This is a genomic window from Oceanospirillum linum (assembly GCF_001995095.2).
Lineage (GTDB): Bacteria > Pseudomonadota > Gammaproteobacteria > Pseudomonadales > Halomonadaceae > Oceanospirillum > Oceanospirillum linum.
This window is the reverse complement of sequence record NZ_MTSD02000002.1, coordinates 468,851-492,016: the sequence shown is the minus strand read 5'-3', so window position 1 is coordinate 492,016 and position 23,166 is coordinate 468,851. Positions and strand designations below refer to the sequence as shown.

Annotated in this window: 16 protein-coding genes; 13 read left to right on the top strand and 3 right to left on the bottom strand. The window is 47.9% G+C overall.

Translation table 11 applies throughout. The annotated features are described in order from the left end of the window. The first annotated feature begins 79 nt into the window (after positions 1-79). From cysG to BTA35_RS07320, 6 genes are all read left to right on the top strand, one after another. The gene (gene cysG / locus BTA35_RS07345) at positions 80-1,528 is read left to right on the top strand and encodes a siroheme synthase CysG (protein WP_078319158.1); all 1,449 of its coding nucleotides are present in this window, start codon (positions 80-82) and stop codon (positions 1,526-1,528) included. A gap of 92 nt (positions 1,529-1,620) precedes the next feature. Then, positions 1,621-2,106, top strand: a complete 486-nt coding sequence (msrB, locus tag BTA35_RS07340) for a peptide-methionine (R)-S-oxide reductase MsrB (protein WP_078319157.1) — start codon at positions 1,621-1,623, stop codon at positions 2,104-2,106. A 299-nt stretch (positions 2,107-2,405) separates the two neighbouring features. Then, on the top strand, positions 2,406-4,076 hold the full coding sequence (locus BTA35_RS07335) for a methyl-accepting chemotaxis protein (RefSeq protein ID WP_078319156.1): 1,671 nt from the start codon (positions 2,406-2,408) through the stop codon (positions 4,074-4,076). A gap of 260 nt (positions 4,077-4,336) precedes the next feature. Then, positions 4,337-7,216, top strand: a complete 2,880-nt coding sequence (locus BTA35_RS07330; protein ID WP_160055116.1) for a PAS domain-containing protein — start codon at positions 4,337-4,339, stop codon at positions 7,214-7,216. A gap of 3 nt (positions 7,217-7,219) precedes the next feature. Next, the gene (locus BTA35_RS07325; RefSeq protein WP_078319154.1) at positions 7,220-7,816 is read left to right on the top strand and encodes an Hpt domain-containing protein; all 597 of its coding nucleotides are present in this window, start codon (positions 7,220-7,222) and stop codon (positions 7,814-7,816) included. A gap of 134 nt (positions 7,817-7,950) precedes the next feature. Continuing rightward, on the top strand, positions 7,951-11,412 hold the full coding sequence (locus tag BTA35_RS07320) for a response regulator (protein ID WP_139363636.1): 3,462 nt from the start codon (positions 7,951-7,953) through the stop codon (positions 11,410-11,412). A gap of 65 nt (positions 11,413-11,477) precedes the next feature. Here the strand turns inward: BTA35_RS07320 and BTA35_RS07315 are convergent, their stop codons facing one another. After that, complete coding sequence (locus BTA35_RS07315) at positions 11,478-12,167, bottom strand: response regulator (RefSeq protein WP_078319301.1); 690 nt, start codon at positions 12,165-12,167, stop codon at positions 11,478-11,480. Positions 12,168-12,513: 346 nt separating this feature from the next. Then, complete coding sequence (locus BTA35_RS07310) at positions 12,514-13,092, bottom strand: glutathione S-transferase family protein (RefSeq protein WP_078319152.1); 579 nt, start codon at positions 13,090-13,092, stop codon at positions 12,514-12,516. Between the two features lie 401 nt (positions 13,093-13,493). On the opposite strand from BTA35_RS07310, the gene exaC reads away from it, so the two are divergent. Further along, positions 13,494-15,011 (top strand): acetaldehyde dehydrogenase ExaC, encoded by a 1,518-nt coding sequence (exaC, locus tag BTA35_RS07305; protein WP_078319151.1) that lies wholly within the window; start codon positions 13,494-13,496, stop codon positions 15,009-15,011. Positions 15,012-15,110: 99 nt separating this feature from the next. Here exaC and BTA35_RS07300 read toward each other — a convergent pair whose 3' ends face one another. Next, positions 15,111-15,731, bottom strand: a complete 621-nt coding sequence (locus BTA35_RS07300; protein WP_078319150.1) for a TetR/AcrR family transcriptional regulator — start codon at positions 15,729-15,731, stop codon at positions 15,111-15,113. A gap of 266 nt (positions 15,732-15,997) precedes the next feature. Here BTA35_RS07300 and BTA35_RS07295 point away from each other — a divergent pair, with 266 nt between their 5' ends. The 6 genes from BTA35_RS07295 to BTA35_RS07270 are packed head-to-tail and all read left to right on the top strand — an operon-like array spanning position 15,998 to position 23,123. After that, on the top strand, positions 15,998-17,686 hold the full coding sequence (locus BTA35_RS07295) for an ABC transporter ATP-binding protein (protein WP_238377518.1): 1,689 nt from the start codon (positions 15,998-16,000) through the stop codon (positions 17,684-17,686). Then, positions 17,680-19,449, top strand: a complete 1,770-nt coding sequence (locus BTA35_RS07290; protein WP_078319149.1) for an ABC transporter ATP-binding protein — start codon at positions 17,680-17,682, stop codon at positions 19,447-19,449. The genes BTA35_RS07295 and BTA35_RS07290 overlap by 7 nt, the downstream gene beginning before the upstream one ends. Next, a complete protein-coding gene (locus tag BTA35_RS07285; protein WP_078319148.1) occupies positions 19,449-20,390 on the top strand; it encodes an ABC transporter permease in 942 nt (313 codons plus the stop codon). Before BTA35_RS07290 ends, BTA35_RS07285 begins: the two co-directional genes overlap by 1 nt. Then, positions 20,387-21,349 carry an iron chelate uptake ABC transporter family permease subunit gene (locus BTA35_RS07280; protein WP_078319147.1) on the top strand — a complete coding sequence of 321 codons (963 nt, stop codon included), beginning with the start codon at positions 20,387-20,389 and terminating at the stop codon, positions 21,347-21,349. The genes BTA35_RS07285 and BTA35_RS07280 overlap by 4 nt, the downstream gene beginning before the upstream one ends. Next, entirely contained in the window at positions 21,346-22,122 is a 777-nt protein-coding gene (locus tag BTA35_RS07275) for an iron ABC transporter ATP-binding protein (RefSeq protein ID WP_078319146.1), read from the top strand. Before BTA35_RS07280 ends, BTA35_RS07275 begins: the two co-directional genes overlap by 4 nt. Then, positions 22,119-23,123: a siderophore ABC transporter substrate-binding protein gene (locus BTA35_RS07270; protein ID WP_078319145.1), complete on the top strand. Its 1,005-nt coding sequence runs from the start codon at positions 22,119-22,121 to the stop codon at positions 23,121-23,123. The genes BTA35_RS07275 and BTA35_RS07270 overlap by 4 nt, the downstream gene beginning before the upstream one ends. Positions 23,124-23,166: the final 43 nt, after the last annotated feature.

Sequence of the window (23,166 nt, the reverse complement as noted above, 5' to 3'; positions counted from 1 at the left end):
TTTCTTCTTTTTAGTTATATAAAGATACCATCTTATTCCTTTTTTCTGATGTTTTGCCTCTTAATATGAGACTGCCCTAATGAAAATGCTTCCCCTGATGGCTAATATCGATGAGTTCGGTGCTGTTGTGATTGGTCATGATGATACCGCTCGCCGAAAATTACAGGCACTCCTTCGTGCCGGAGCCAAAGTGGCGGTGGCTACATCTCAGCCTATGAGTGCAGGACTGACTCAGTTGATGCAGGCCCATCAGGTTAAAGAAATCTCTGTGGATCAGGCGCTGGCTATGTCTGATCTGTACCCCTTAATTATTCTGACGGAGGGGACATCGGAGCAGCTCCGACAGCAGGCAAGAGAATTGAAGAAGCAAGGGCGTCTGGTAAACGTTGCCTCTTATCCTGAGTGGTCGAATGTTTCTCTGCCCTATCTGATTGATCGTCACCCGGTTCTTATTGCTGTGGGCTCTACCGGTGAAGCTCCGGTGTTGGCCCGTATTATGAAGGCTCGACTGGAAGCTCTTATTCCACGCTCTTTTGGCCATCTGGCAAAGCTGGTTCATCAGGGAGCGGATCAGGTTAAAAGACTGTTCCCGACTCTGAAACTGCGCGAGCGCTTCTGGTCTCAGCAGCTTGAAGGTGCCGCCGGTGAGCTGATGATCTCCGGCCGTGAAGCTCAGTCTCAACAGTTGCTTGCTGACAATATTGCAGCCGCTGAAGAGGTGTCTGCCAAAGAGGGTGGACTTGTTCGGGGTGAGGTCTATCTGGTGGGGGGAGGGCCCGGTGACCCGGAGCTGCTGACCCTGAGAGCTGTTCGCCTGATTCAGCAGGCTGATGTGGTGCTGTATGACCGCTTGGTTGCCCCTGAAATTGTAGACCTGTGCCGGCCAGATGCTGAACGTATCTATGTGGGCAAAGCCCGTTCAGATCATGCTGTACCTCAAGGGGATATCAACCAGCTGCTCGTTGACCTTGCCTTACAGGGTAAGCGAGTACTGCGTCTGAAAGGTGGCGATCCTTTTATCTTTGGCCGGGGCGGTGAAGAGATTGAAACTCTGAGTCAGCACCGGGTTCCGTTTCAGGTGGTACCCGGTATTACTGCGGCATCAGGCTGTGCTGCCTATGCCGGTATTCCCCTGACCCACAGAGATCATGCTCAGTCGGTACGCTTTGTTACGGGGCATTTAAAAGATGGCAGCACTAACCTGCCATGGGATGAACTGGCGACACCGGCGCAAACACTGGTTTTCTATATGGGGTTGGTAGGTTTACCGGAGATTACCCGTCAGCTGGTCGCCCATGGGCGCGATGCGGATACGCCTGCGGCTCTGATTCAGCAGGGGACTACCCGGAATCAGAAAAACTATATCGCAACCCTTGGCACATTGGCGGAACACATTGCTGATAAAGAGGTCGAGCCACCATCATTGATTATTGTAGGAGAGGTTGTTTCTCTACACGAAACGCTTAATTGGTTTGATCCTGACCAGGCCGGTGGCAGTCAGGGGTTTTGGAAAAAAACGGCATCTTAAAATGTTCGGGCGTGCCATTGAATCCACTGAGGGTTCGCTTTACGTATAGTGAGTAAAGCATTTATGTTCGCCCAAGCGTCAGGAGCCCCCCGATGAAACGTCGTACTTTTTTACAGGCATTGATTGGATTTCCCGCAGCACTTAGCTTTGTACCTGCGGTTGAGGCCAGTAATAAGCCAAATCAAGATATTGCCCCCCTTAATTTGAGTCCTGAAGAGTGGAAGCAACGTCTTAATGATCAGCAGTTTTATGTGTTGCGGGAGGAAGGGACGGAGCGGGCGTTTACCAGTCCGCTGAATGATGAAAAACGTAAGGGTGAATATCATTGTGCGGGTTGTGATTTGTTGCTATTCACCTCTGAGATGAAATATGACAGCGGTACCGGGTGGCCAAGTTTTTTCACTGTGGTGGATGGTCATATTGAAACAAAAACCGACTTTAAGCTGATCTACCCGCGAACGGAGTATCATTGCGTCCGATGTGGTGGTCATCAGGGGCATGTGTTTAATGATGGACCTAAGCCTACAGGTCAGCGCTGGTGTAATAATGGCGTCGCATTACGATTTGTGCCGGCCTGATTTTGATAGTGAGATACCGTCCTTTCTGTAAACCGTCTGATCCAGGCGGTTTTTTTGTTTCTTAATGTTGTAAACCAGGTGGTAACCCTAGTAGGCACCATAAATATTGTGCGTTGCAGCTAGGAAAAATAGCAGATATTGCTGCTATCTAGCGTTATCTGGTCGTTTCTTTGGACTAAAGTAGGGCGTGTAGGTGAAGCTCTAGGCATTATTATGGAGTGCTAAAAAATAATAAAAACAGCAAAAACAATTAAAACAACAACAAGTTCCTGTGCAGGCAGGGTGGAGCTGATTTTCGTATGAGTCCAACAGCTAATTATAAAATAAGACAGGTTATTACGGGTGTTCCGGTTTTTGGTGGTGTTTTGTTCGGTTTGGCAACAGAGCTTTTACCTACCGGCTTAGGGGTAGGGTTGCTGGCTGCATCAGCCTTACCCATTTTATTACCTCTGCTGGCTAAAAATGGTGTGGGTGGCTCACACTCTGTCCTGGATGAGCTCCTGAGAAAGGAGAGTGTCACAACGGATGATTTGCTGAAAGCACGGGAAACACTGCATCAGCAGAATATGTTGGGGACCTCTGTTGGTCGCTTTATTGATGGGTTTGCCAGATTACGTCAAATGGCGGATGGTCTGGATGGCACGGCAAGTAAAACAGCCATCGCTACGGCAGAAGTTTCTCATTTGGCGGACCAGATGGACCGGCGTCTCGATGTTCAGCAGGAAGAGGTGGAAAAAGTTGCGGCCCGTGTTGAATCTATCACGGTAACCATGCAACAGGTCTCAGTCAATGCCAGCAGCGTAACGGATCTGGCGACACAGGCGAAGGAGTATAGCTTTACCGGTCGTGATGAATTGCAGGAAGCAATTAGCCAGATGCGTGATATCAGCTCACGAACGGATCATACTCTCGGTCTGATCAACCAGCTGAATGAAAAGTCCGATATGATTCAGGATGTCACCCGGGTGATTGAAGGTATCGCAGAACAGACGAATCTCTTGGCGCTGAATGCTGCCATTGAAGCAGCCCGTGCCGGTGAGCATGGACGAGGCTTCGCTGTGGTGGCTGATGAGGTTCGCAATTTGGCCAGCCGTACGTCTGACTCGACGCAACAGGTTGCGGATATTGTGCAGGAGATTCAGAGCAGTACTCAGGAAGTCGTGACAACAATTGAAGATCTGGTATCGCGTATCAACTTTGGTTCAGAGACGGTTGAAACGGTGGGCAATCGGCTGGGAGATATGGCAAATCAGTTTGATGAAGTTGAGCATCAGATCAGTAGTATTGCTGAGGCTGTTGTACATAGCCATGAGCATATTGAAGATATCTCCCACTCTATCTCGTCATTGAAAGAGGAAGTGACGGAAGGTAATGACCAGATGCATGACCTTTCTGTGCAGGCGGAAAGTCTGATGCAGGGAGCTGAAACAATCACCGCTGAGCTGGCGCGTCAGGCTGCTACCGGCAAGCACCGTGAATCCTATGCCGCATGCCGACAGGCTGCGGAGCGCGTTCAGCAGGCCTTTGAAAAGGCTGTGGCGGATGGAACACTTTCTATGGATGACCTGTTTGACCGTAATTATCAGCCTATTCCCGGAACCAATCCTCAGAAATACAGTACCCGGTTTGATCAGTTTACCGACAGGGTGCTGCCTGCGATTCAGGAAGATGTACTGAACAGCAATGGCTTCGCATACTCCATTATGATTGATGATCATGGTTATGTATCAACCCATAACAACCAGTATGCTCATAAGGAGAGTGGTGACCCTGAGATTGATCTGGTGAAAAGTCGCAGCAAACGCATTTTCAATGATAAAACCGGCTTGCGTGGAGGACAGCATCAGGAAAAGCTACTGCTGCAAACCTACAAGCGGGACACCGGAGAAGTATTGCATGACCTTTCTGTGCCTGTTTTTGTTAATGGGCGGCACTGGGGTGGGTTCCGCGTTGGCTATCTTCCCGATTAAGCTGCTAAACACCGCGTCGTTGAGCTATAAGACAAAGTGAGAGACTGATTTTATTGGCATAAACGGCGCAGCACATATAGGCTATTTTAAAAGCTGGGATGTTATATCCCGGCTTTTTTTGATTTTAAGTAAGATACTGGTTTATCTGATAAGCCCTAAGTCTGAGGATTATCTGGACTTATTTAAATGGTGTGTATAATTACTTGGTGTTTGGTGCAGTTTAGCCAATGTTGGTTTTGAGCCAGCCTGTAAGGATTGAGATGTTTTTCACCCCCGTATCCGAAATTGCTAATACTGAAGTTGCGCTTCTTGATGATGCTCACTCAGTGGATGATGGCCTTGAGCTGATGACCCGGGAGGCCAAGCACGCCCTTGTTATTATGGGGGAAGCAGGGCTGAGGGTGATGAGCACACATATTCTGATCAGTTTGCGCTTTGCCGGGCTGGATTTTACCACGCCGCTTCGTGATATTGGCTTGCCAATGGCTGAGTGTCTGCAACGAAATCAGGTGCTTGCAGAAGGGGCTGTGACATATAGTCGTGCCCGGTCTGAACTTTTATGTGTGGTTGATGGAGACTCTCTGTTGGGGGTTATTACCAGTGCCAACATTATTCGTTATATGAAACGGTATGCCCCTGATATTAAAAGCCCGGTCAGGGAACTGTCGGCCAGTAATGATTATGTGCAGGTCGACGTTGGCACCACACTTAAACAGGCTGTTTTGAAAATGCAGACAGCAGGCCATAGCTCAGTTTTGGTCTGTCGGCAGATGAACGTTGTGGGTATTGTTAGCCACAGTGATATTCTTCCTGTTCTTAGCCTTGGTGACGACCAGTGGCATCGGCCTGTCAGCGATTTTATGACATCTCCCGTGACCCATATTTCCGGGGACTGCCTGATCCAGGATGTACTGGTTTCCTTCTGTGATTCACACCTGAAACGTTTGGCAATTTCTGACCAGGAACACCGAATAACCGGATTGATTCATCAGCGGGAGATCATCGCTCAGGTTTACGATGTTATGAAGGAAGAGCGGCATCAGCAGGTCATGTTGCAGGAGCTGAGTGACAATGAGCAGCGCTGGCGGGCTGTTCTTGAAGGGACAGGGCAGGGCGTTTGGGATTGGAACGCCCAGACGGGCAAGGTTTATTATTCACCGGTCTGGAAGTCGATGCTGGGTTTTGAAGAGCATGAAATTGGTGACAGCATTGACGAATGGCAAACCCGTATCCACCCGGATGACCTTGAACGTACACATCGCGATGTGGATGCCCACCTGAAAGGTGAAACCTCAATATATGACAACACTCACCGGGTCTTGTGCAAGGGTGGTTGCTATAAATGGATTCGGGATATCGGAAAAGTATTCAGTCGTGATGCTCAGGGAGATCCGCTTCGGGTTATCGGTAGTCATACCGATATTACGGAGGAGATTGAACTAAAAGAGAAGCTCAGCCTTCTGGCCGATAACGCACCAGGCATGCTTTACCAATATCGCATTGATGCTGAAGGTGGTATTAGTTTTCCTTTTGCTACCCGGGGCTGTAAAGATGTCTATGGTTTCAGTTCGCAAGAGCTTAAAAGTAATGTGTCAGCCATACTGGATCGTATACATCGTGAGGATATTGAACGTATCAGCACCAGTATCGAAGCCTCCAAGGAAAGTCTGGCGGTCTGGGAGGAGCAATACCGCTATGATCACCCTATAAAGGGCCTGCGTTGGATAGAGGGCCGTGCCATTCCCAGTCTTATGAGTGATGGATCCGTTATCTGGAATGGCTACATTTATGATATTACCGAGCGTAAGACTCAGGAGTTCGCTCTGGAAGCAGCCAGAAAGATGGCCGATGATGCCAGCCGTGCTAAGTCAGAGTTTCTGGCAAATATGAGCCATGAGATCCGAACACCTATGAGCGGTATTATCGGCTTAAGTCAGATCAGTATTGGTGAACATAGGCTTGAAGTACTGCATGAGCGTCTCCACAAAATTCACCACTCAGGCAGATTGCTGTTGGGTATTCTCAACGATATTCTGGATTACTCCAAAATCGAATCCGGCAAGTTGGGCATTGAGTGCCAGCCTTTTTTTATTGACGGCCTGCTGGATAATCTGCGCAGCCTGTTTGCTCTGGAGGCAGACAAAAAGCAGTTAGAGCTTATTTTTGATAGCGCCCCGGAGCTGGCTCTTGTCTATATGGGAGATGAGTTGCGTATTCGTCAGGTACTGACGAACCTGCTGGGCAATGCGATTAAATTTACTGAAAAAGGGCAGGTGCGTTTAACCGTTGCTCTTTGTAAGGACAGGCCGCAGGATAAAGAGGGCCTGCAGTGGCTGCGCTTCGATATTCAGGATACAGGTATAGGTATTACTGCGGCGCAAAAGGAGAAACTGTTCAACGCCTTCAGTCAGGCAGATACCTCAATAGCTCGCAAGCATGGTGGTTCAGGATTGGGGCTGGTGATCAGTCAGCGTTTGGTTGAGGCTATGCAGGGGCAGGGAATTACACTTGAAAGTGAGCTTGGAAAAGGGGCTCGCTTTAGCTTTGAGCTGCCGCTTTCCCCTTGTTCATCCGCACAGGAAAAAGAGTTTCTGGCTCTTCAGCCGCAGGATGAAGATGTTATTGGTAGCCTGACAGGGCGTATTCTCCTGGTAGAAGATAACCTGATTAACCAGGAAATTACTCAGTCCCAGCTTAAACAGCTGGGTCTGGATGTGACTCTTGCGGAAAATGGCCAGCAGGCACTGGATTTGCTCGAAAAACAAACATTTGATCTGGTATTGATGGATATACAAATGCCGGTCATGGATGGTTATACAGCAACCCGCAGGCTACGTGCGCAGGGCAATAAACTACCTGTTATTGCTCTGACCGCCGCAGCAATGGCTGAGGATCAGCAGCGGGCGGCAGATGCAGGTATGAATGGTCACCTGACGAAACCGATTGAAACCTATGCCCTTTTCCATACGCTGAGTCACTGGCTTCAGGCTCTGGAGCATCATTCCGGTGATCTGTCAGAGATGCTTTTATCTCAGGTGTCTGCTTCCGTTCCTACAGAAGGAGGATCATTACCTCCAGCTGTTTCTGGCGATATTGCTTTATTTGATCCGGCGGAAGGGATTGCGATGGTGGGTGGGTAATACTTGATCTATCAGAAAATTCTACAGGAATTTATCCGTCAGCTTTCAGATGAGCATATGAAGGATGTATCCCTGATGGAGCAACTATCGGAAAAAAGCTCCTCTGAGGAATTTCTGGCAGCTCATCGTGTGACCCACAGTATTAAAGGTGTCGCGGGCAACCTTTGTATGCGACCTCTGGCTGAAGCGGCCGCTAATCTTGATCGGAAACTAAAGCTCAACCACCCTCCTGAGCCGGAGCAATTGCAGATGTTCCGAAAGCTTCTGGAACAGTCCTATACAGAAGTGCACACCTGGTTACTCGCTCAGCATTCAGCCCCACCTCTTTCGGTAACCGTCTCAGGAGAAGGGGGTGCTGGTGCATCAGACGTTAGCATTCTTGCCCGTTTACGGGGTTTGATGGCAGAGATTCGTAATAGCCAGTATATCGATGAAAGTGAGCTTGAAGAAATTACAGATACGCTGAAAAATTATTATCATGAAGGGATCGATGCTGAAGTACTCTGGAAAACGGTTACACAAGCGTTGGATCAGTTTGACTTTGAGCAGGCAGCATCTGCCCTGCAGCGACTGCTTAACAAACTTGAATCAGCGTCTTAAGGAAAACTGTTTTGAATCCAAGTGCTTTTAAAAAGCTCAAGACCGGCCTCTCCTGTTATCTGAAGAAAGTTTCTGGCCTATATGCCTCTGTCTTTTTGTGTGGGATATTCTGGTTACCTCAGACTACATTCGCTGTGAGTTTTGATCATGTTTTTGAAACTCAGGATATTCCTCTGCTGTGGATTAAACCCTTCAGTGGTGAGATTGTTGAGGTGAACCAAGCTGCAGCTGATTTTTATGGTTATAGCCGTAAAGTGCTACAGGAAATGAGTATTCAGGATATTAACACCTTTGATCCTGAGCAGGTGTTTGAAGAACGTCGTGCGGCTTCTGCTGAGGGCAGAAACTATTTTATCTTTCGTCATCAACTGGCAAGTGGTGAGATTCGTACTGTTGAAGTCTACTCCCACCCCTATGAAAGGAATGGGCAGCAGCTGTTGCTGTCAGTGATTCACGATATAACCCCAGGACGCAACCTTGATCAGGGAATGTGGCACTATCAGCAGCGACTTGAAGAGTTGGTGGCGATAAAAACCAAAGAATCTATAGATCAGAGCCATCGTATTATCACGCTTTTGGTTGTTGGTCTGGTCATGGCTGGCGGGGCCGTTCTGATTCTGATTTTTGTGATGCGTAAGCGCCGTAGTGCAGAGCAGGAAAGTCAGCGCTTTCAGGCGATTGCAGATAATGCAATCTATGGAAATATTATCTCAGACTTTGATGGTAAAGTGATCTATGTGAACCCTTTCTTCGCCGAGGTTCATGGCTATAAGGCTGAGGATGTAGTTGGGCAGCTTACCTGTCAGTTTCATACTGAAGAACAGATGGAGCAAGTCAATGAATTGATGGCCGACCTGAAAGAATATGGCCATATATCACCCAGAGAAATTTGGCATCAGCACCGTGATGGTTACACCTTTCCTATGCTGATGAGCAGTACGGTAATGGAGGGTCGGGATGGCGAACCGGTGTATATTGCTACCGCAGCACTTGATCTTACAGAGCAGTACCGGGAGCGGCAGCAAACCGAAAAGATCCTGATTGAAGCCCGGGAAAATGCGGAACAGGCTAATCAGGCTAAGTCAGATTTTCTGGCGAATATGAGTCACGAAATTCGTACGCCGCTCAATGCTATTATCGGCCTGAGTGAGTCCCAGCTGACCTCACCTGATCTTTCGGAAGAGGTGTACCGTCATCTGCAGCAGATACATAGCTCCGGTCAGTTATTACTTGGTATTGTGAATGATCTTCTGGATTTTTCTGAGATTGAAGCTGGCAAAGTGAGCATACTTTCTGAGCCGTTTAATTTACAGCAAATCCTTGAACAACTATCCACCCTATTTGGCCTTGCCAGCAGTAAGAAAGGGTTGGAGCTTGTTCTGAATCTACCGGCTAATATACCTCATTGCTATCAGGGTGATGCTCTGAGATTAACCCAGGTTCTGACGAATCTGATGGCTAATGCGGTCAAGTTTACAGACAAGGGTTTGGTTGAGCTTGAAGTCACTGCCCTCGATGAAAAAATTGATTCGGCATTGCTAAGATTCAGTCTGAAGGACACGGGTATTGGCTTAACCCAAGAGCAACAGGCACACTTATTTCAGGCTTTTTCTCAGGCTGATAACTCCATCACCCGTCGTCATGGCGGAACGGGTTTGGGGCTGATTATCAGCCAGAAATTAGTTTCTTTGATGGGGAGTGAGCAGGGTATTGAGTTGGAAAGTACCCCAGGAGAAGGGAGTTGTTTCTATTTCGACTTAGAGCTGCCTTTTTCCCCGGTGACCGAAGATCAGCGCTTGCCGATGCCATGCACTACGCATCCATGTCAGGCTTTAATTGTAGATGACCAACCCATTGCCCGGCAGGTATTACGGGAAATTCTGCAATCCTGGGGTTTCGACGTCACTGAAGCAGAGGATGGAGATATTGCAGTACAGAGAGTAGAGCAGGCTCTTTCTGATAACTGTCTCTACGATCTGATTCTGATGGATTGGGATATGCCCCGAATGAATGGATTGGTTGTTCTGCAATCTATTCAGGATTTGCTACACCAAAATGGCCATAGTGAGAATTTACCCGCTATGTTGATGGTGTCAGCTTATGAGCGGTCTGAGATTGACCTGGAATGTGTTGAGAATGTTCTGTATCTGCCGAAGCCTGTGCATCAATCCAGCTTGTACGAGGCTCTTGGAGCTTTACAGGCCAGGCTTGCCCCTGATCTTAATATCAGCGATACCCAGCGCTTTCGACAACAGAAAATTCTGGTGGTGGAGGACAACCTGATTAACCAGCAGGTTGTTCAGGCGCAGCTGGAACAGATGAACCTTCAGGTTGTCCTGGCAGAAAATGGTCTTTTGGGTATCGAGGCGGTTCGTCGGGAGGTGTTTGATTTAATTCTGATGGACATTCAGATGCCCGTAATGGATGGCTACCAGACAACCCAGGAGATTCGATGCTTTAATCAAGAGGTGCCGATTATTGCACTAACAGCTGCTGCATTGATAGAGGATCGTGAAAAGGCGTTGCAGGCTGGGATGAATGACCATCTGGGTAAACCCTTTACCAAACACCAGCTATTTGATCATCTTAAGCCCTGGCTGGAAACAGAAGAAACTGGGGGAGCTGCCCGGTCTGGTGGGTATGTACAAAAAGCGGCGACGCCTGATCAAAGTTCTGATCCTGCTATCTTAGCAGAGCTGAACCAGAAACAAACAGTGTTGATTGTTGATGACGTTCCGGCCAATGTTAAAGTTCTTGCCAGCTTGCTGAAAGATGAATATGTCGTTCAGGTCGCAAACAGTGGTCAGAAAGCGCTGTCGATTACCCAGGGCGATCATCCGCCGGATCTGGTGTTACTGGATATTATGATGCCTGATATTGATGGCTATGATGTCTGTCGGCAGCTGAAAGCGAATCCGCGAACCAGCCGTATTCCGATTATTTTTATCAGTGCCCTGGATGAGGTGAGTGATGAAGCAAAAGGTTTGCAGTTGGGAGCCGTAGACTATATTGCAAAGCCCTATCACCCCGATATTGTGAAAGCCCGGGTACGCAGCCATATGATATTGAAACAGAAATCAGACATGTTGGAGGAGATGTCCAACATTGATGGGCTGACCCAAGTGGCAAACCGGCGCTATCTTGATACAAAGCTAAGCACTGAAGTCCGGCGTTTACAGAGAAGCCATAAACCCTTAGGGCTCGTGATGCTGGATATTGATCATTTTAAATCTTTCAACGATAACTACGGTCATGGCAAAGGTGATGAGTGTCTGGTTAAGGTGGCGTCTGCTCTGCGGCGAGTGGTTAATCGTCCAGGGGATATTTTTGCCCGGTATGGCGGTGAAGAGTTTATCGCTATTTTGCCAGAGACTGATCCGGCGGGAGTAAGGCAAATTGCCGAGGAGATGCGTAAGGCTGTTGAGTCGATGGCTGTAACCCATGAGTTTTCTCCCGTGGCTGACGTTGTGACGGTTAGCTTGGGTGGTTTTTCTAAGTGTATTACCAATGAGTCTGCCGAGATGCTGCTGGCGCAGGTCGACCAGGCCCTTTACCGTGCTAAAAAACAGGGGCGTAACCAGGTTGTGATGGTTTGATCTCAGAATGTTCGAGTGACCGCTTTATGAGTGTTATCCGGAGTCTTTACTTTTTCGGTGAGGCATTAACACCGGGATAGCTCCGAGAAGTCGATATCCCGGGCGGCAATAACAGCCTGAATTCGATTTTTTACGCCCAGTTTGCGCAAAATTGCCGAGACATGGGCCTTGACGGTTGTTTCTGCAATAGAGAGCGTGTAAGCGATCTGTTTATTCGACTCGCCCTCTGCCATATGCTGCAGAACAATGATCTGGCGCCGGGTTAAAGAAGAAAGCAGTGCAGGGTTAATTGACTCTGTCTGGCGTTGCTGGCGTAGTGCCTGAGCCCCTGACAGCTTTTTATCGATACAGCTATTGCCCCGGATAATATCGGATGGCAGATAAACATTACCACTGAGAATGTGCTCTAGTGCCTTGTGCATCTGCTGGCGAGGTGATGATTTGGTAATAAAGCCTACCGCTCCAAAAGTAATAGCCTGTAGCACGACCTTCTTGTTATCTTCCGCTGAGACAATGGCAATTGGTGTTGATGGTGCTGCTTCCCGTAAACGCATTAACCCCTGGAAGCCATCCATGCCATCCATATTAAGATCAAGCAGAACAAGATCTATGTCAGGCTCATGGGTGACCAGTGTAAAGGCCTCATCCAGGTTGCAGGCTTCCATAATTTCACTATCCGGATAGCTGTTACGTACAACGCTGGCGATGGCCTCCCTAAACATGGGATGGTCGTCAGCCGTTACAATTTTGTACATGGTTAACCTTTTTATCTGCTGGTTGCCTGGTGTGATGGCCGGGCCCATAAACGTTTTTAGCCGGACATTTCAGGCATTTCAATCGGATTAATACTGGCTAATAATGACCTTTGCGCTAGGTTTTGTGCATACTACAAAAGTAAGGCGTGCTTATGTTCATGACTGTATGGCGGAATATTCTTGAGCGATGACACAAATGTGGTCTACATTTGATGTACGTGTGATGTTTGTCTCCCGAACAAGCAGTGTGCTTGTTGTTCTGGGGTTCCCACCCTTTTTGTTGGCCGGCGTTTGCCGGCCTTTTTTTGTTCTCTGTTTTGTCTCAGTAGATTGGCTCTGCTATGGATTAGCTGGTTGCCCTTGGGTCTGTTTCCTGCACAAGATCCTTATCCAACTGCGCGGTATAAAAAGATGCCAGAGCCGGATACTCATCAAGGGTGAACAGCTCACGGAACAAAATCCAATCCAGCAGGGTAAACAGGCAGATAGCAGGGTAGCGCCACTCACTGAAATCCCCATCTTTGGCGGCTTGCTCCAATACAGGCATAGTGCGGGCGATACGCTCTTTCTGCAGATTAAGAATCAGGCGGTCATCTGCGGTATCTATTCCTGAGCGTTTGCACATAAGAATAATAATGAAGGACTCCTGCATGCTGTCGACCAGAGTCATCAGGTTTTCATCTTCCCAGCTAAGGCTCTCTTTCTTTAGCTTTTCATTCAGATAGCGGTGGATGATGCGGGAGTCATAAACAGAATGTTCATTGTCGACCAGCATGGGAACTTTCATGGCCGGAGTGTAGGTTTCCAGTTCAGCCCGACCAGCTTCGCTATAGATATCCAAAGGTAAAAAATCGTACTGATGGCCTTCAAGCCAGAGACGAAGGCGTCGAACATAGGGGGATGGGTGGGATCCTACCAGTTTCATCGGGGTTAGCTCCTAACATTGTCGGGGCGCATTAATGCTCGAAAGCGCCATGAATGATCTTTTTGATAAGCCCTTTAGACATCCTTTAAGAACAGGCTGCTGGTTGTTCCATTCACCGGTTTATCTGTTTTGTAGAAAAGCACTTTAGTCTTGTTTTCCTGTAGTGGCAAATGATGCGTTACTTTTAAAATTAGTACTAAAGTACTAATTTTTAGCCTCTAAAGTGTCATTTTGAGACTCGTTGTGATCAACCATGATGTACTCATAGTGAGTCGGAGCAGGTAGCTCATCAGGTTGGATGTGTTTCACTTGGCTCCACCATCTTCATTGTTTGATATGCCTAAGGGTGTTCTTTGATCCGAAAGTTCCCCTTAACGACAACAACAAAAGAGGCGATTAATATGATCTATGCACAACCTGGAACAGCGGGTGCTGTTGTTAATTTCAGAGCGCGTTACGGTAACTTTATCGGCGGTGAGTGGGTTGACCCTGTGAAGGGGGAGTATTTTAAAAATACATCACCGGTTAATGGTGAAGTTATCTGTGAAATTCCACGATCTACTGCTGAAGATGTTGATCTGGCACTGGATGCAGCCCATGCAGCGAAGGATGCCTGGGGTAAAACGTCAGTAACAGAGCGCTCAAACCTGTTGCTGAAAATTGCGGACCGGATTGAAGCTAATCTGGAAAAAATTGCCGTGGCAGAAACCTACGATAATGGTAAAGCGGTGCGTGAAACCTTGGCGGCAGATGTTCCTCTGGCTGTTGACCATTTCCGCTACTTTGCAGGTTGTATTCGTGCCCAGGAAGGCTCCATCGGAGAGATAGATCAAAATACCGTGGCCTACCATTTCCATGAGCCTTTGGGCGTTGTGGGGCAGATCATTCCCTGGAACTTTCCACTGCTGATGGCGGCCTGGAAAATTGCCCCGGCCCTGGCCGCCGGTAACTGTATTGTTCTGAAGCCTGCTGAGCAGACACCGGCATCTATTCTGGTTCTGATGGAGACCATACAGGATCTGTTACCCGCCGGGATTCTGAATATTGTTAACGGCTTTGGCGCTGAAGCCGGTCAGGCACTGGCAACCTCGACGCTTATCGCAAAGATCGCGTTTACCGGCTCTACCCCAGTGGGCGCTCATATCCTGAAGTGTGCCGCTGACAATATTATTCCATCCACCGTTGAGCTGGGAGGGAAGTCTCCGAATATTTTCTTTAATGATGTGCTGGACCAGGAAGACGAGTTTGTCAGCAAATGTGTGGAGGGCAGTGTACTGGCGTTTTTCAATCAGGGCGAGGTGTGCACCTGTCCATCCCGTATGCTGATTCAGGAAGATATCTACGAAGCCTTTATCGGTAAAGTGATCGAGCGGATCGGTCAGATCAAACGGGGTAACCCACTGGATACCGAGGTAATGGTGGGGGCTCAGGCTTCCCAGGAGCAGTATGATAAAATTCTGAGCTATCTGGATATCGGTCGCCAGGAGGGGGCTGAAGTACTGGTCGGTGGTGATAAAGAAGCTCTCAGCGATGAGATCGGAGGCTACTATATTCAGCCGACCCTGCTGAAAGGCACCAACGATATGCGGGTATTCCAGGAGGAGATTTTTGGCCCGGTGGTTTCGGTCACAACCTTTAAAGATGAAGCCGAAGCGCTGGCGATCGCCAATGACTCCGAGTTTGGTTTGGGAGCCGGTGTCTGGACCCGGGATATGAATCTCTCCTATCGCATGGGGCGTGGCATTGAAGCAGGACGTGTATGGACTAACTGCTATCACCACTACCCAGCCCATGCCGCCTTTGGTGGTTATAAAAAATCCGGTGTCGGCCGTGAGAACCATAAGATGATGCTGGATCACTACCAGCAGACCAAGAATCTGCTGGTCAGTTACGATATCAACCCTATGGGTTTCTTCTAAGCCTGAAGCTGACCTTAGCCTATAGGATTCTTTCCTATGGGCTAAGGTCCTGGATGTTAGTTTTGCTGACGCTTTTTTGTCGCAATTTCTGGCTTTTTTTCACCGCTTCTCCGGTGGTTCATTACTTTTGATCATGTCGAGAGCTCCAATAATGAGAGCCTTCATACCTCTGCTCAGCTCTTTCTCCATTTCTGTTTCTTCCTCTGTCCTATTCGCATCAATAGTGAGTTCTTGCTCAGCTACGGAGTAGACCGTATCGGCTACAGCCAGCCCATGAAAGGCAACAGTGGCCAGTAGCCAGCGCGCTTGCTCCATTGAAATTTGATACGTTTTGGCTATGTGCTGTTGATGATTATTGATTTTATCGAGCATGGATGGTGTTGCTGCTAGCCTGCGGATGACATAAGGCGTGACCCCAGGGTGTGTTTTAACAAATTGCTGCACCGATGTGGCAAATGCTGTCAGGTAATCCTGCAGCTCCAGATAGTTGGGGGTTTGAGGGATATCCCAACGTTGGAATATCTCTTCTGCAATTAGTTGTTTTAGCTCCTCAATGCTGGGTACATGTTTGTAGAGGGCCATATGGCTCACTCCTAAGGCCGCTGCTACTCCTGTAAAGGTTATGTTTTTCAACCCTATTTTAATGCCTGTCTCAGTAATGCGATCAAGCGTAATTGTCGGTGGACGCCCTCGCTTGGGGCGGCTTTCTTGTTGTTTCATTCATAGCTCCTAGTTTACTGGTTTCAGGTTTGATTATCTCTACTGTGCATTATTTAGTTTATATGTTGCAACTAATCATGGTTTTAGTTTATGGTAATGCAAATAATTTGTATTACCATATTTTCACCTGGTTGTATTTTGAGGTTAATTTCGTGAGCAATAGTAGCGCAGTTGTCGTTGAGGGAAAAAAAAGAGGCATTGGCCGAATATTAAGGCCAATACGCGGGCAGCTAACTGCTGCCGCGCTCCTGTCAGCGGTAGGTGCTATGTTGACATTGGTGCCGTTGGCAGGTTTTGCACATATCGCAACAAAGATCACTCTTGATACCGCTATGGGTATCTCTCTAACAGGTGAGATTTGGAGGGTGGTTGCGATCAGTCTGGGGAGCTTGTTTGCTGGTGTGATTATGGTTTCGGCGGGAGAGCTGGTGGCGCATTTGGCTGATAACCGAATTACCTATCACTTGCGGCAGGCGGTTGCTCAGCGACTGGCTCGGGTGCCGCTAGGTTGGTTTACTGCTCAGAGCTCTGGTGATGTAAAGCAAGCGATGCAGGATGATATTGCCATACTGCATAGTTTGACTGCTCATTTTTATACCGCAGTAGGCCGGGCGTTGGGTGCTATTTGTATATCTGTTGTTTATATGTTCGCACTGGATTGGCGTATGGCTATTGCTACGTTGCTACCATTTATTGGCTTTATTCTGTTTCTGCGTCGTGCCATGAAAACTGGCGATGCGAGCATGACGGCTTTAGCTGCACGGATGGGGCAAATTAATAGCGCAACAGTTGAGTTTATTGGTGGTATTGCCGAGGTTAAAGCGTTTGGTGCTGCTGGTCGGGCTCACAAAGGGTTTCATGAAGCTGTGGATGGCTTTGCTAGGGCCTTTGTTAGTGCGACTCGACCACTGGTAACCTCAATGGCTCATGCTCATGCGATGGTTGCGCCAGTTACAGTGCTTGGCGTTGTGTTGGTTTTTGGTGTGCTTTTTATAAATTTAGGCTGGATTGAACCGCTGGATATATTGCCGTTTGTTTTGGTGGCACCGAGTATATGTGCGCCACTGTTGTTGCTGCACACATTGCTGCACGACTTAAGTGGAGCTACCGATGCAGCTAAACGTGTCTTGGCGCTGATGGAAACCCCTGTCCTAGAGTCTGTGCCTTCAAGCCAATATCAGCACCCCCGAAGCTATGATGTTCGCTTTAATGATGTCAGCTATGGATATAGTGATGGTCATGCTGTGCTGTCAAATATCAGTTTTACACTAAAGCCTGGCACCGTTACAGCTATTGTAGGGGCTTCAGGTGCCGGTAAGTCGACACTAGCAAGGATGCTGCTGCGTTTCTTTGATCCGGATGAAGGCCATATTACCCTTGGTGGTGTCGATCTACGCTGTATCGAAACGGAGAAACTGTACCGATATATCGGGTTTGTACTTCAGGAGGTGCAACTGATTCATGCCAGTGTGAGGGATAATCTGGCTCTTGGATGTCCATCGGCGAGTCAGCAGGAAATCGAAAATGCCACCCGTATTGCCAATATCCACGAGCGAATTCTTGCTCTTCCGCGGGGTTATGATTCTGTTATTGGGGAAGATGCACAGCTCTCTGGTGGTGAGCGGCAGCGCCTCTGTATCGCGAGGGCTATACTGCTTGATCCGCCAGTTTTGGTGCTGGATGAGGCTACTGCTTCGGCTGATGCGGGTAATGAACTGGCAATTCAGAAGGCCCTTTCACATTTTGCTGAAGGCCGTAGCTTAATGGTTATTGCTCATCGGCTTGACACTATAAAACACGCTGATCGTATTCTTGTACTTGAAGACGGGAGGATTGCTGAGGAAGGGACACATCCGCAACTACTGGATTTAAAAGGGCGTTACGCGGATCTTTGGCTTAAGGGTAATTATGAGTGCTGCCAGTCTTCTACCCCCTTGGAGGGTGCCTCATGTTGAAAACCTTTATCCGTGTCTTAGGCGAAGATGTATCTGTTTTTTATCGCTATATCTGGCTGGTAATTATCTATGGCGTGCTTTGTGGAATCAGTATGACGCTTCTGGTGCCGGTCATCACTTATTTGTTTTCAGGGGAGACAGGGCAGGCTTTACGCTGGCTGGCGGCCTTGCTGCTTGGATTGTTTTTATGTTGGGGGCTGCGTAATGCTGTAGAGCAGGCGGGGGTGCGGGTTGGGTGCGCTATCCTTCAGGGTGCGCGCCACCGTCTTGGTGATCATGTTTCTCGGTTACCAGTCGGATGGTTTACACCTCAGAATACTGCTCTACTCAACCACCTTGTTACGCAAGGTACTATGGTTGTGGCCCAGCTTCCGGCGCATGTGCTTACTCCTGTGATTGCGGGCATTGTGACGCCAATGGTGCTCACAGTCGTATTACTGGTACTACATTGGCCATTAGGCATTATTGCACTACTGTCACTACCTCTTTTAACCGGTGTTATCGCGCTGACTAATAAGTTATCGCAACGTGCAGATGATGCGTTCCAGTCGCATTTTGCTGAGGCGAGCCAGCGAGTAGTGGAGTTTTCTAAAAACCAGTCTGTATTACGGGCTTTTAATGGCAGTGGCGGCAGTACATTGTGGTTGAAGAGGACGTTCGAGCTGCAACGCCAATCGGGTTCACGGCTGATTTGGTTATCAGCTGGTTCTGCTGTACTTAATCTTTGGGCTGTACAGGCAGTATTTTCCGGTTTGTTAATTACTTCCGTCTTGTGGCTCACGGGCCAGCTGGATAGTGGCCTGGATACAAGTGCAATAATTGCTGTCATCGTTTCATTTTTGCTTGCAAGCCGTTTTATTGACTCATTACTTGACGTGGTGGGTTATGGAGAGGTGCTGGGAAGTGGGCTTAGTCAGCTTGATGCTATACGTAAGTTGTTTGAGGTTGAGGTACTGCCTGAAGCTGAGACGGGACTAAAGCCCAGGGATGCATCTGTTGAGCTTCATGGCGTAACGTTTTGCTATGAGAGCGGTGAAGCGGATGTGTTGCGCAATATAAACCTGACCGCTAAGCCTGGAAGTATGATCGCGTTGATTGGTGCATCTGGGTCTGGAAAAACTACACTTTTACGCTTGATTGCTCGTTTCTTTGACGTTGACCAGGGGAGTGTGTCTATTGGTGGCGTGGATGTCAGGAATTTGACGGGAGAGGTGCTCGCAGGTCAGGTTAGTCAGATTTTTCAGGAGAGTTATCTGTTTTCGGGCAGTATTGCTGACAACATACGCATTGGAAAACCGGGTGCCAGTGACCTTGACGTCATGGACATCATACGGCAGGCCGGGCTAGCTGACATTGTTGAGCGCTTACCTCAGGGGGTGGATACCCAGGTCGGTGAAGGTGGTGCTTGCCTATCAGGTGGTGAACGGCAACGTATTGCCATTGCTAGAGCATTGATTAAGGATGCACCGATTCTGTTAGTTGATGAAGCAACTGCGGCGTTGGATGCTGAAAGTCAGGCTGTTATTGCGAGTACTCTGGCTAATTTGAAAGGGCGGTGCACTTTAATTGTGATTGCTCACCAGCTTTCAACAGTCGCAATGGCCGATCAGATTGTCGTGCTTGAAAATGGAGAGGTTGCTGAGCAAGGGCCAGTTGATGAGCTACGTGAAAGTGGTGGTAAATATACACAGCTTTTAGATGAACAGCGGGCCACCAAAGGATGGCATATCACCTCGTTTGAAGATGAGGCACAAGAAGACTGATGCCTCTCAATCTGTTTGCCATGTTTATTGTGCTGTGTGCCGCCTCTCTGATGGTTGGGGCTCAATCGCTGGCATGGTATGAGATCTTTTCTTTATCCGGTGATGCCTGGCTTATTCTGACTGTCAGTCGCTTGCCTCGGTTGGTGACCTTGGTTTTAGCCGGTGTCGGACTGTCAGTTTGTGGCGTAATTCTGCAACATATCACTCGTAACAAGTTTGTTGAGCCTGCTACTTCAGGTGGGCTGGATGCAGCTAAGCTAGGTATTTTAATTGCGCTGACAATGATGCCTGCTATAGGAGCAGTTGGTCAGATGCTATTTGCTTTGGTCTTTTGTTTAGCCTCTAGTTTGGTGTTCGTGGCAATTGTGCGTCGTATCCAGTTCAGTAATACGGTTCTCGTACCGGTTATCGGGCTGATGTACGGCGGGGTGCTGAGTGCAATTGCTGAATTCTATGCTTATCACAACAATATTCTGCAAAGTATGCAGGGTTGGCTGTTAGGTGATTTCTCGAAGGTCATTGAAGGGCGCTATGAAATCATTTATCTGATCGTTCCTGCTGTCGGTTTGAGTTACTTGTATGCGCACCGTTTTACTGTGCTAGGTATGGGGGAAAGTATGGCGGCAAGCCTTGGCTTAAGCTATGCCGCAACGGCAGCTCTGGGCCTAATATTGGTGGCTGTTACTGTATCTGCAACAGTTATTACTGTTGGAGCCGTTCCTTTCATTGGATTAGTTATTCCCAGCCTGGTAGCGCTGCGTTACGGCGATAACCTTGGGCGGACTTTGCCCATTATTGCATTGAGCGGGGCTTCCATGCTGCTTATCTGCGATATTTTTGGTCGATTAATTATGTATCCATTTGAGGTGCCTGTTGGTTTGACCGCTGGCGGGATCGGTGGGGTGTTATTCCTTGTACTCATTTTCAAGGGAGGGCGATGATGCGCCTAATCGGATCTGCAGTAGCAAAATATATGATTTGGGTTGCGGCTATTGCGCTGGCTCTGACCTTTTTGTTTTTACATTCAGGCCTGGATTTTGACTACATTATTCCTAAGAGATTTAGCCGCCTGATTGCAATGATCATTGGAGGTGTCTGCATTGCTTGGTCTGCCATTATCTTTCAGACGCTTACAGGTAACCGAATTCTGACACCCGCTATCATGGGGTATGAGGCCGTTTATCTGCTGTTCCAATCTTTACTGATATTACTAATGGGTACGAAGAGCCTGACTGTACTTGGGGAAAACAGCAATTTTGTACTCTCTATTATTCTAATGCTCAGTTACTCATGGTCTGTACACCGTTGGCTGTTTTTTGATGGGCGAAATAATGTGTATTTTCTGCTGCTGACAGGATTAGTACTGACTGTAGTGATTAGTACTTTTACACAGTTTATCCAGTTTAGGGTTAGTCCCGGTGAATTTTCTGTACTACTTGGATATAGCCAAGCCTCCTTTGCAACAGTCGGAGCTGTACAGCTGCTGATCTCAGCTGCTGCGGTCATTATGGTTTGTCTTTTGGGATACAGAAGTTTTCCGGAATTGGATGTAATTTCACTTGGACGGGAGCACGCCATATCTCTGGGGATTGATTATCAACATACAGTGCGCCTGCACTTTGCTCTGATCGCCATTCTTGTTGCGGTTTCTACCAGTTTGCTTGGGCCAACGGCTTTTATGGGGGTCTTCGTTGCGAATATGGCCTACGCATTAGCTCGGAACTACCGGCATCGAGCTGTTTTACCGACAGGCTGCGCTATTGCGGTTGTTATCTTTATTCTCGCACAGCTCGCCGTTGAGCATATTTTTAACTACAGAACTACCGTCGGTATTCTGGTTAATCTGGTATGTGGTGTCTGGTTTCTGATTCTGATGGTTCGCACCCGAGGCACGGTATGATCAGTGTTAATAAACTCTTTAAAACGTATGGCAAGAAAACAGTTGTTTCGGATGTTGGTGCCCATTTTCCAGCTCATAAGCTGACATCACTTATTGGCCCTAATGGTGCTGGGAAAACCTCATTATTAATGATGATTGCACGACTACTAGAGCCGACTCATGGTGACATTTTTCTGAACGGAAACAGCATATTTAATATCCGTCCTGCAGATTACGCTAAAAAAGTGGCAACGCTGCGTCAGGCCCCCGGTTTTAACTTGCGCCTCACTGTAAGTGAATTAGTAGCTTTTGGACGTTTCCCCTACAGTCGTGGAGTGCTCACCACTGAAGACTATCGAGTGATTGATGAGGCGATTGAGTTCCTGTCACTTGGGACGTTGCGTGACGCTTATCTGGATGAAATTAGTGGAGGACAGAGGCAGATGGCATTTCTGGCGATGACCATTGCTCAGCAAACAGACTGTTTATTGCTGGATGAGCCGTTAAATAACCTCGATATCAAACATGCTGTGCAGATTATGAGTGCATTGCGCCGATTGTGCGATGAGCAAGGCCGTACGGTGATCCTTGTGGTGCATGACCTTAACTTTGCAGCTAACTATTCAGACCATATTGTGGCCATGAAGGAGGGAAGGGTTCATTACTCCGGGAGTGTCGAAAATGTTGTGAAGAAAAACTGTCTGCAGGATTTATATGAGCTGAATTTTCGGATTGCTCGCAGTGAGCAAGGGTATCTATGTAACTATTTCAAACCATCAGGAGAATTGAAATGACGTGTAATATCAAGCTTAGGGCTTGGGGCTTGCCTGTGTTGTTGGTTGTTTTTGCTGTACTACAGGGCTGTGACCAGAAGGCTATTGAAGCAACACAGGAGCCTTTGTCCCTGGGCGGCACTCAGGTTGAGTCTGCATCCTATGAAACCGTCACAGTAAAGCACAAGTTAGGAACTACAGTAATTGATAAGTTACCTCAACGGGTTGTTGCTCTTGACATGAATGATGTCGATTTTCTTGATCAGTTGGGGATACCGGTTGCCGGTATGCCTAAGGATTTTGTTCCGCACTTTCTTTCACAATATAAAGAGGCGCCTCAGGTCGAAGATACCGGGGCTATAGTGGCACCAAATCTTGAGCGGGTGCATATGGCTAAGCCTGATCTTATTCTGATTACGTCACTCCAGGCTAAATACTATAAGGAATTGAGCGAAATCGCGCCGACAATTCACTTTGATGTGGACTATCGTAACAGCGAAACCAGCCATATTGAGGTTATTAAAGAGCACCTGATAACACTGGGGCAGATTTTTAATAAAGAGAAGCTGGCGCATAAGAAGGCAGCTGAGCTGGATGCGAGGGTTGCGGAAGCTAAGAGAGTCACGCTTTCTCGCCCTGAGAAAGCACTTATCGTGCTTCATAACAATGGTGCCTTCAATTCATTCGGGGTGCGGTCCCGTTATGGCTTTGTTTTTAATGCGTTGGGGGTGATGCCAGCGAGCCCAGTTAATGAGGCTGGTTTACATGGTCAGCCAGTATCCAGTGAGTTTATCAGGCAGGCAAACCCCGATGTGATTTACATCATCGATCGGACTGCCGTAATGGAGCATCGCCAGCCTCTTAATGCAGATACTCTGAGTAATCCTCTACTGCGACAAACGACAGCGTGGAAAAATAATCGTGTGATCTTCGCAGACCCTGAAGCTTGGTACATTACCGCCGCCAGTTTGAATTCAATGAAGCTGATTATTAACGATGTTATTAAAGGCTATGACCAATAAGGATTACTTTATATTTTTTTGGGTTTTTTATTGATAATACTTA

Excerpts from the sequence above, each read along its gene's own strand:
- exaC (WP_078319151.1), top strand. The coding sequence starts at position 13,494 with ATGATCTATGCACAACCTGGAACAGCGGGTGCTGTTGTTAATTTCAGA.
- BTA35_RS07275 (WP_078319146.1), top strand. The coding sequence starts at position 21,346 with ATGATCAGTGTTAATAAACTCTTTAAAACGTATGGCAAGAAAACAGTT.
- BTA35_RS07290 (WP_078319149.1), top strand. The coding sequence starts at position 17,680 with ATGTTGAAAACCTTTATCCGTGTCTTAGGCGAAGATGTATCTGTTTTT.
- BTA35_RS07270 (WP_078319145.1), top strand. The coding sequence starts at position 22,119 with ATGACGTGTAATATCAAGCTTAGGGCTTGGGGCTTGCCTGTGTTGTTG.
- BTA35_RS07315 (WP_078319301.1), bottom strand. The coding sequence starts at position 12,167 with ATGTACAAAATTGTAACGGCTGACGACCATCCCATGTTTAGGGAGGCC.
- BTA35_RS07335 (WP_078319156.1), top strand. The coding sequence starts at position 2,406 with ATGAGTCCAACAGCTAATTATAAAATAAGACAGGTTATTACGGGTGTT.
- BTA35_RS07300 (WP_078319150.1), bottom strand. The coding sequence starts at position 15,731 with ATGAAACAACAAGAAAGCCGCCCCAAGCGAGGGCGTCCACCGACAATT.
- BTA35_RS07295 (WP_238377518.1), top strand. The coding sequence starts at position 15,998 with ATGTTGACATTGGTGCCGTTGGCAGGTTTTGCACATATCGCAACAAAG.
- BTA35_RS07310 (WP_078319152.1), bottom strand. The coding sequence starts at position 13,092 with ATGAAACTGGTAGGATCCCACCCATCCCCCTATGTTCGACGCCTTCGT.
- BTA35_RS07285 (WP_078319148.1), top strand. The coding sequence starts at position 19,449 with ATGCCTCTCAATCTGTTTGCCATGTTTATTGTGCTGTGTGCCGCCTCT.
- BTA35_RS07280 (WP_078319147.1), top strand. The coding sequence starts at position 20,387 with ATGATGCGCCTAATCGGATCTGCAGTAGCAAAATATATGATTTGGGTT.
- BTA35_RS07330 (WP_160055116.1), top strand. The coding sequence starts at position 4,337 with ATGTTTTTCACCCCCGTATCCGAAATTGCTAATACTGAAGTTGCGCTT.
- msrB (WP_078319157.1), top strand. The coding sequence starts at position 1,621 with ATGAAACGTCGTACTTTTTTACAGGCATTGATTGGATTTCCCGCAGCA.
- cysG (WP_078319158.1), top strand. The coding sequence starts at position 80 with ATGAAAATGCTTCCCCTGATGGCTAATATCGATGAGTTCGGTGCTGTT.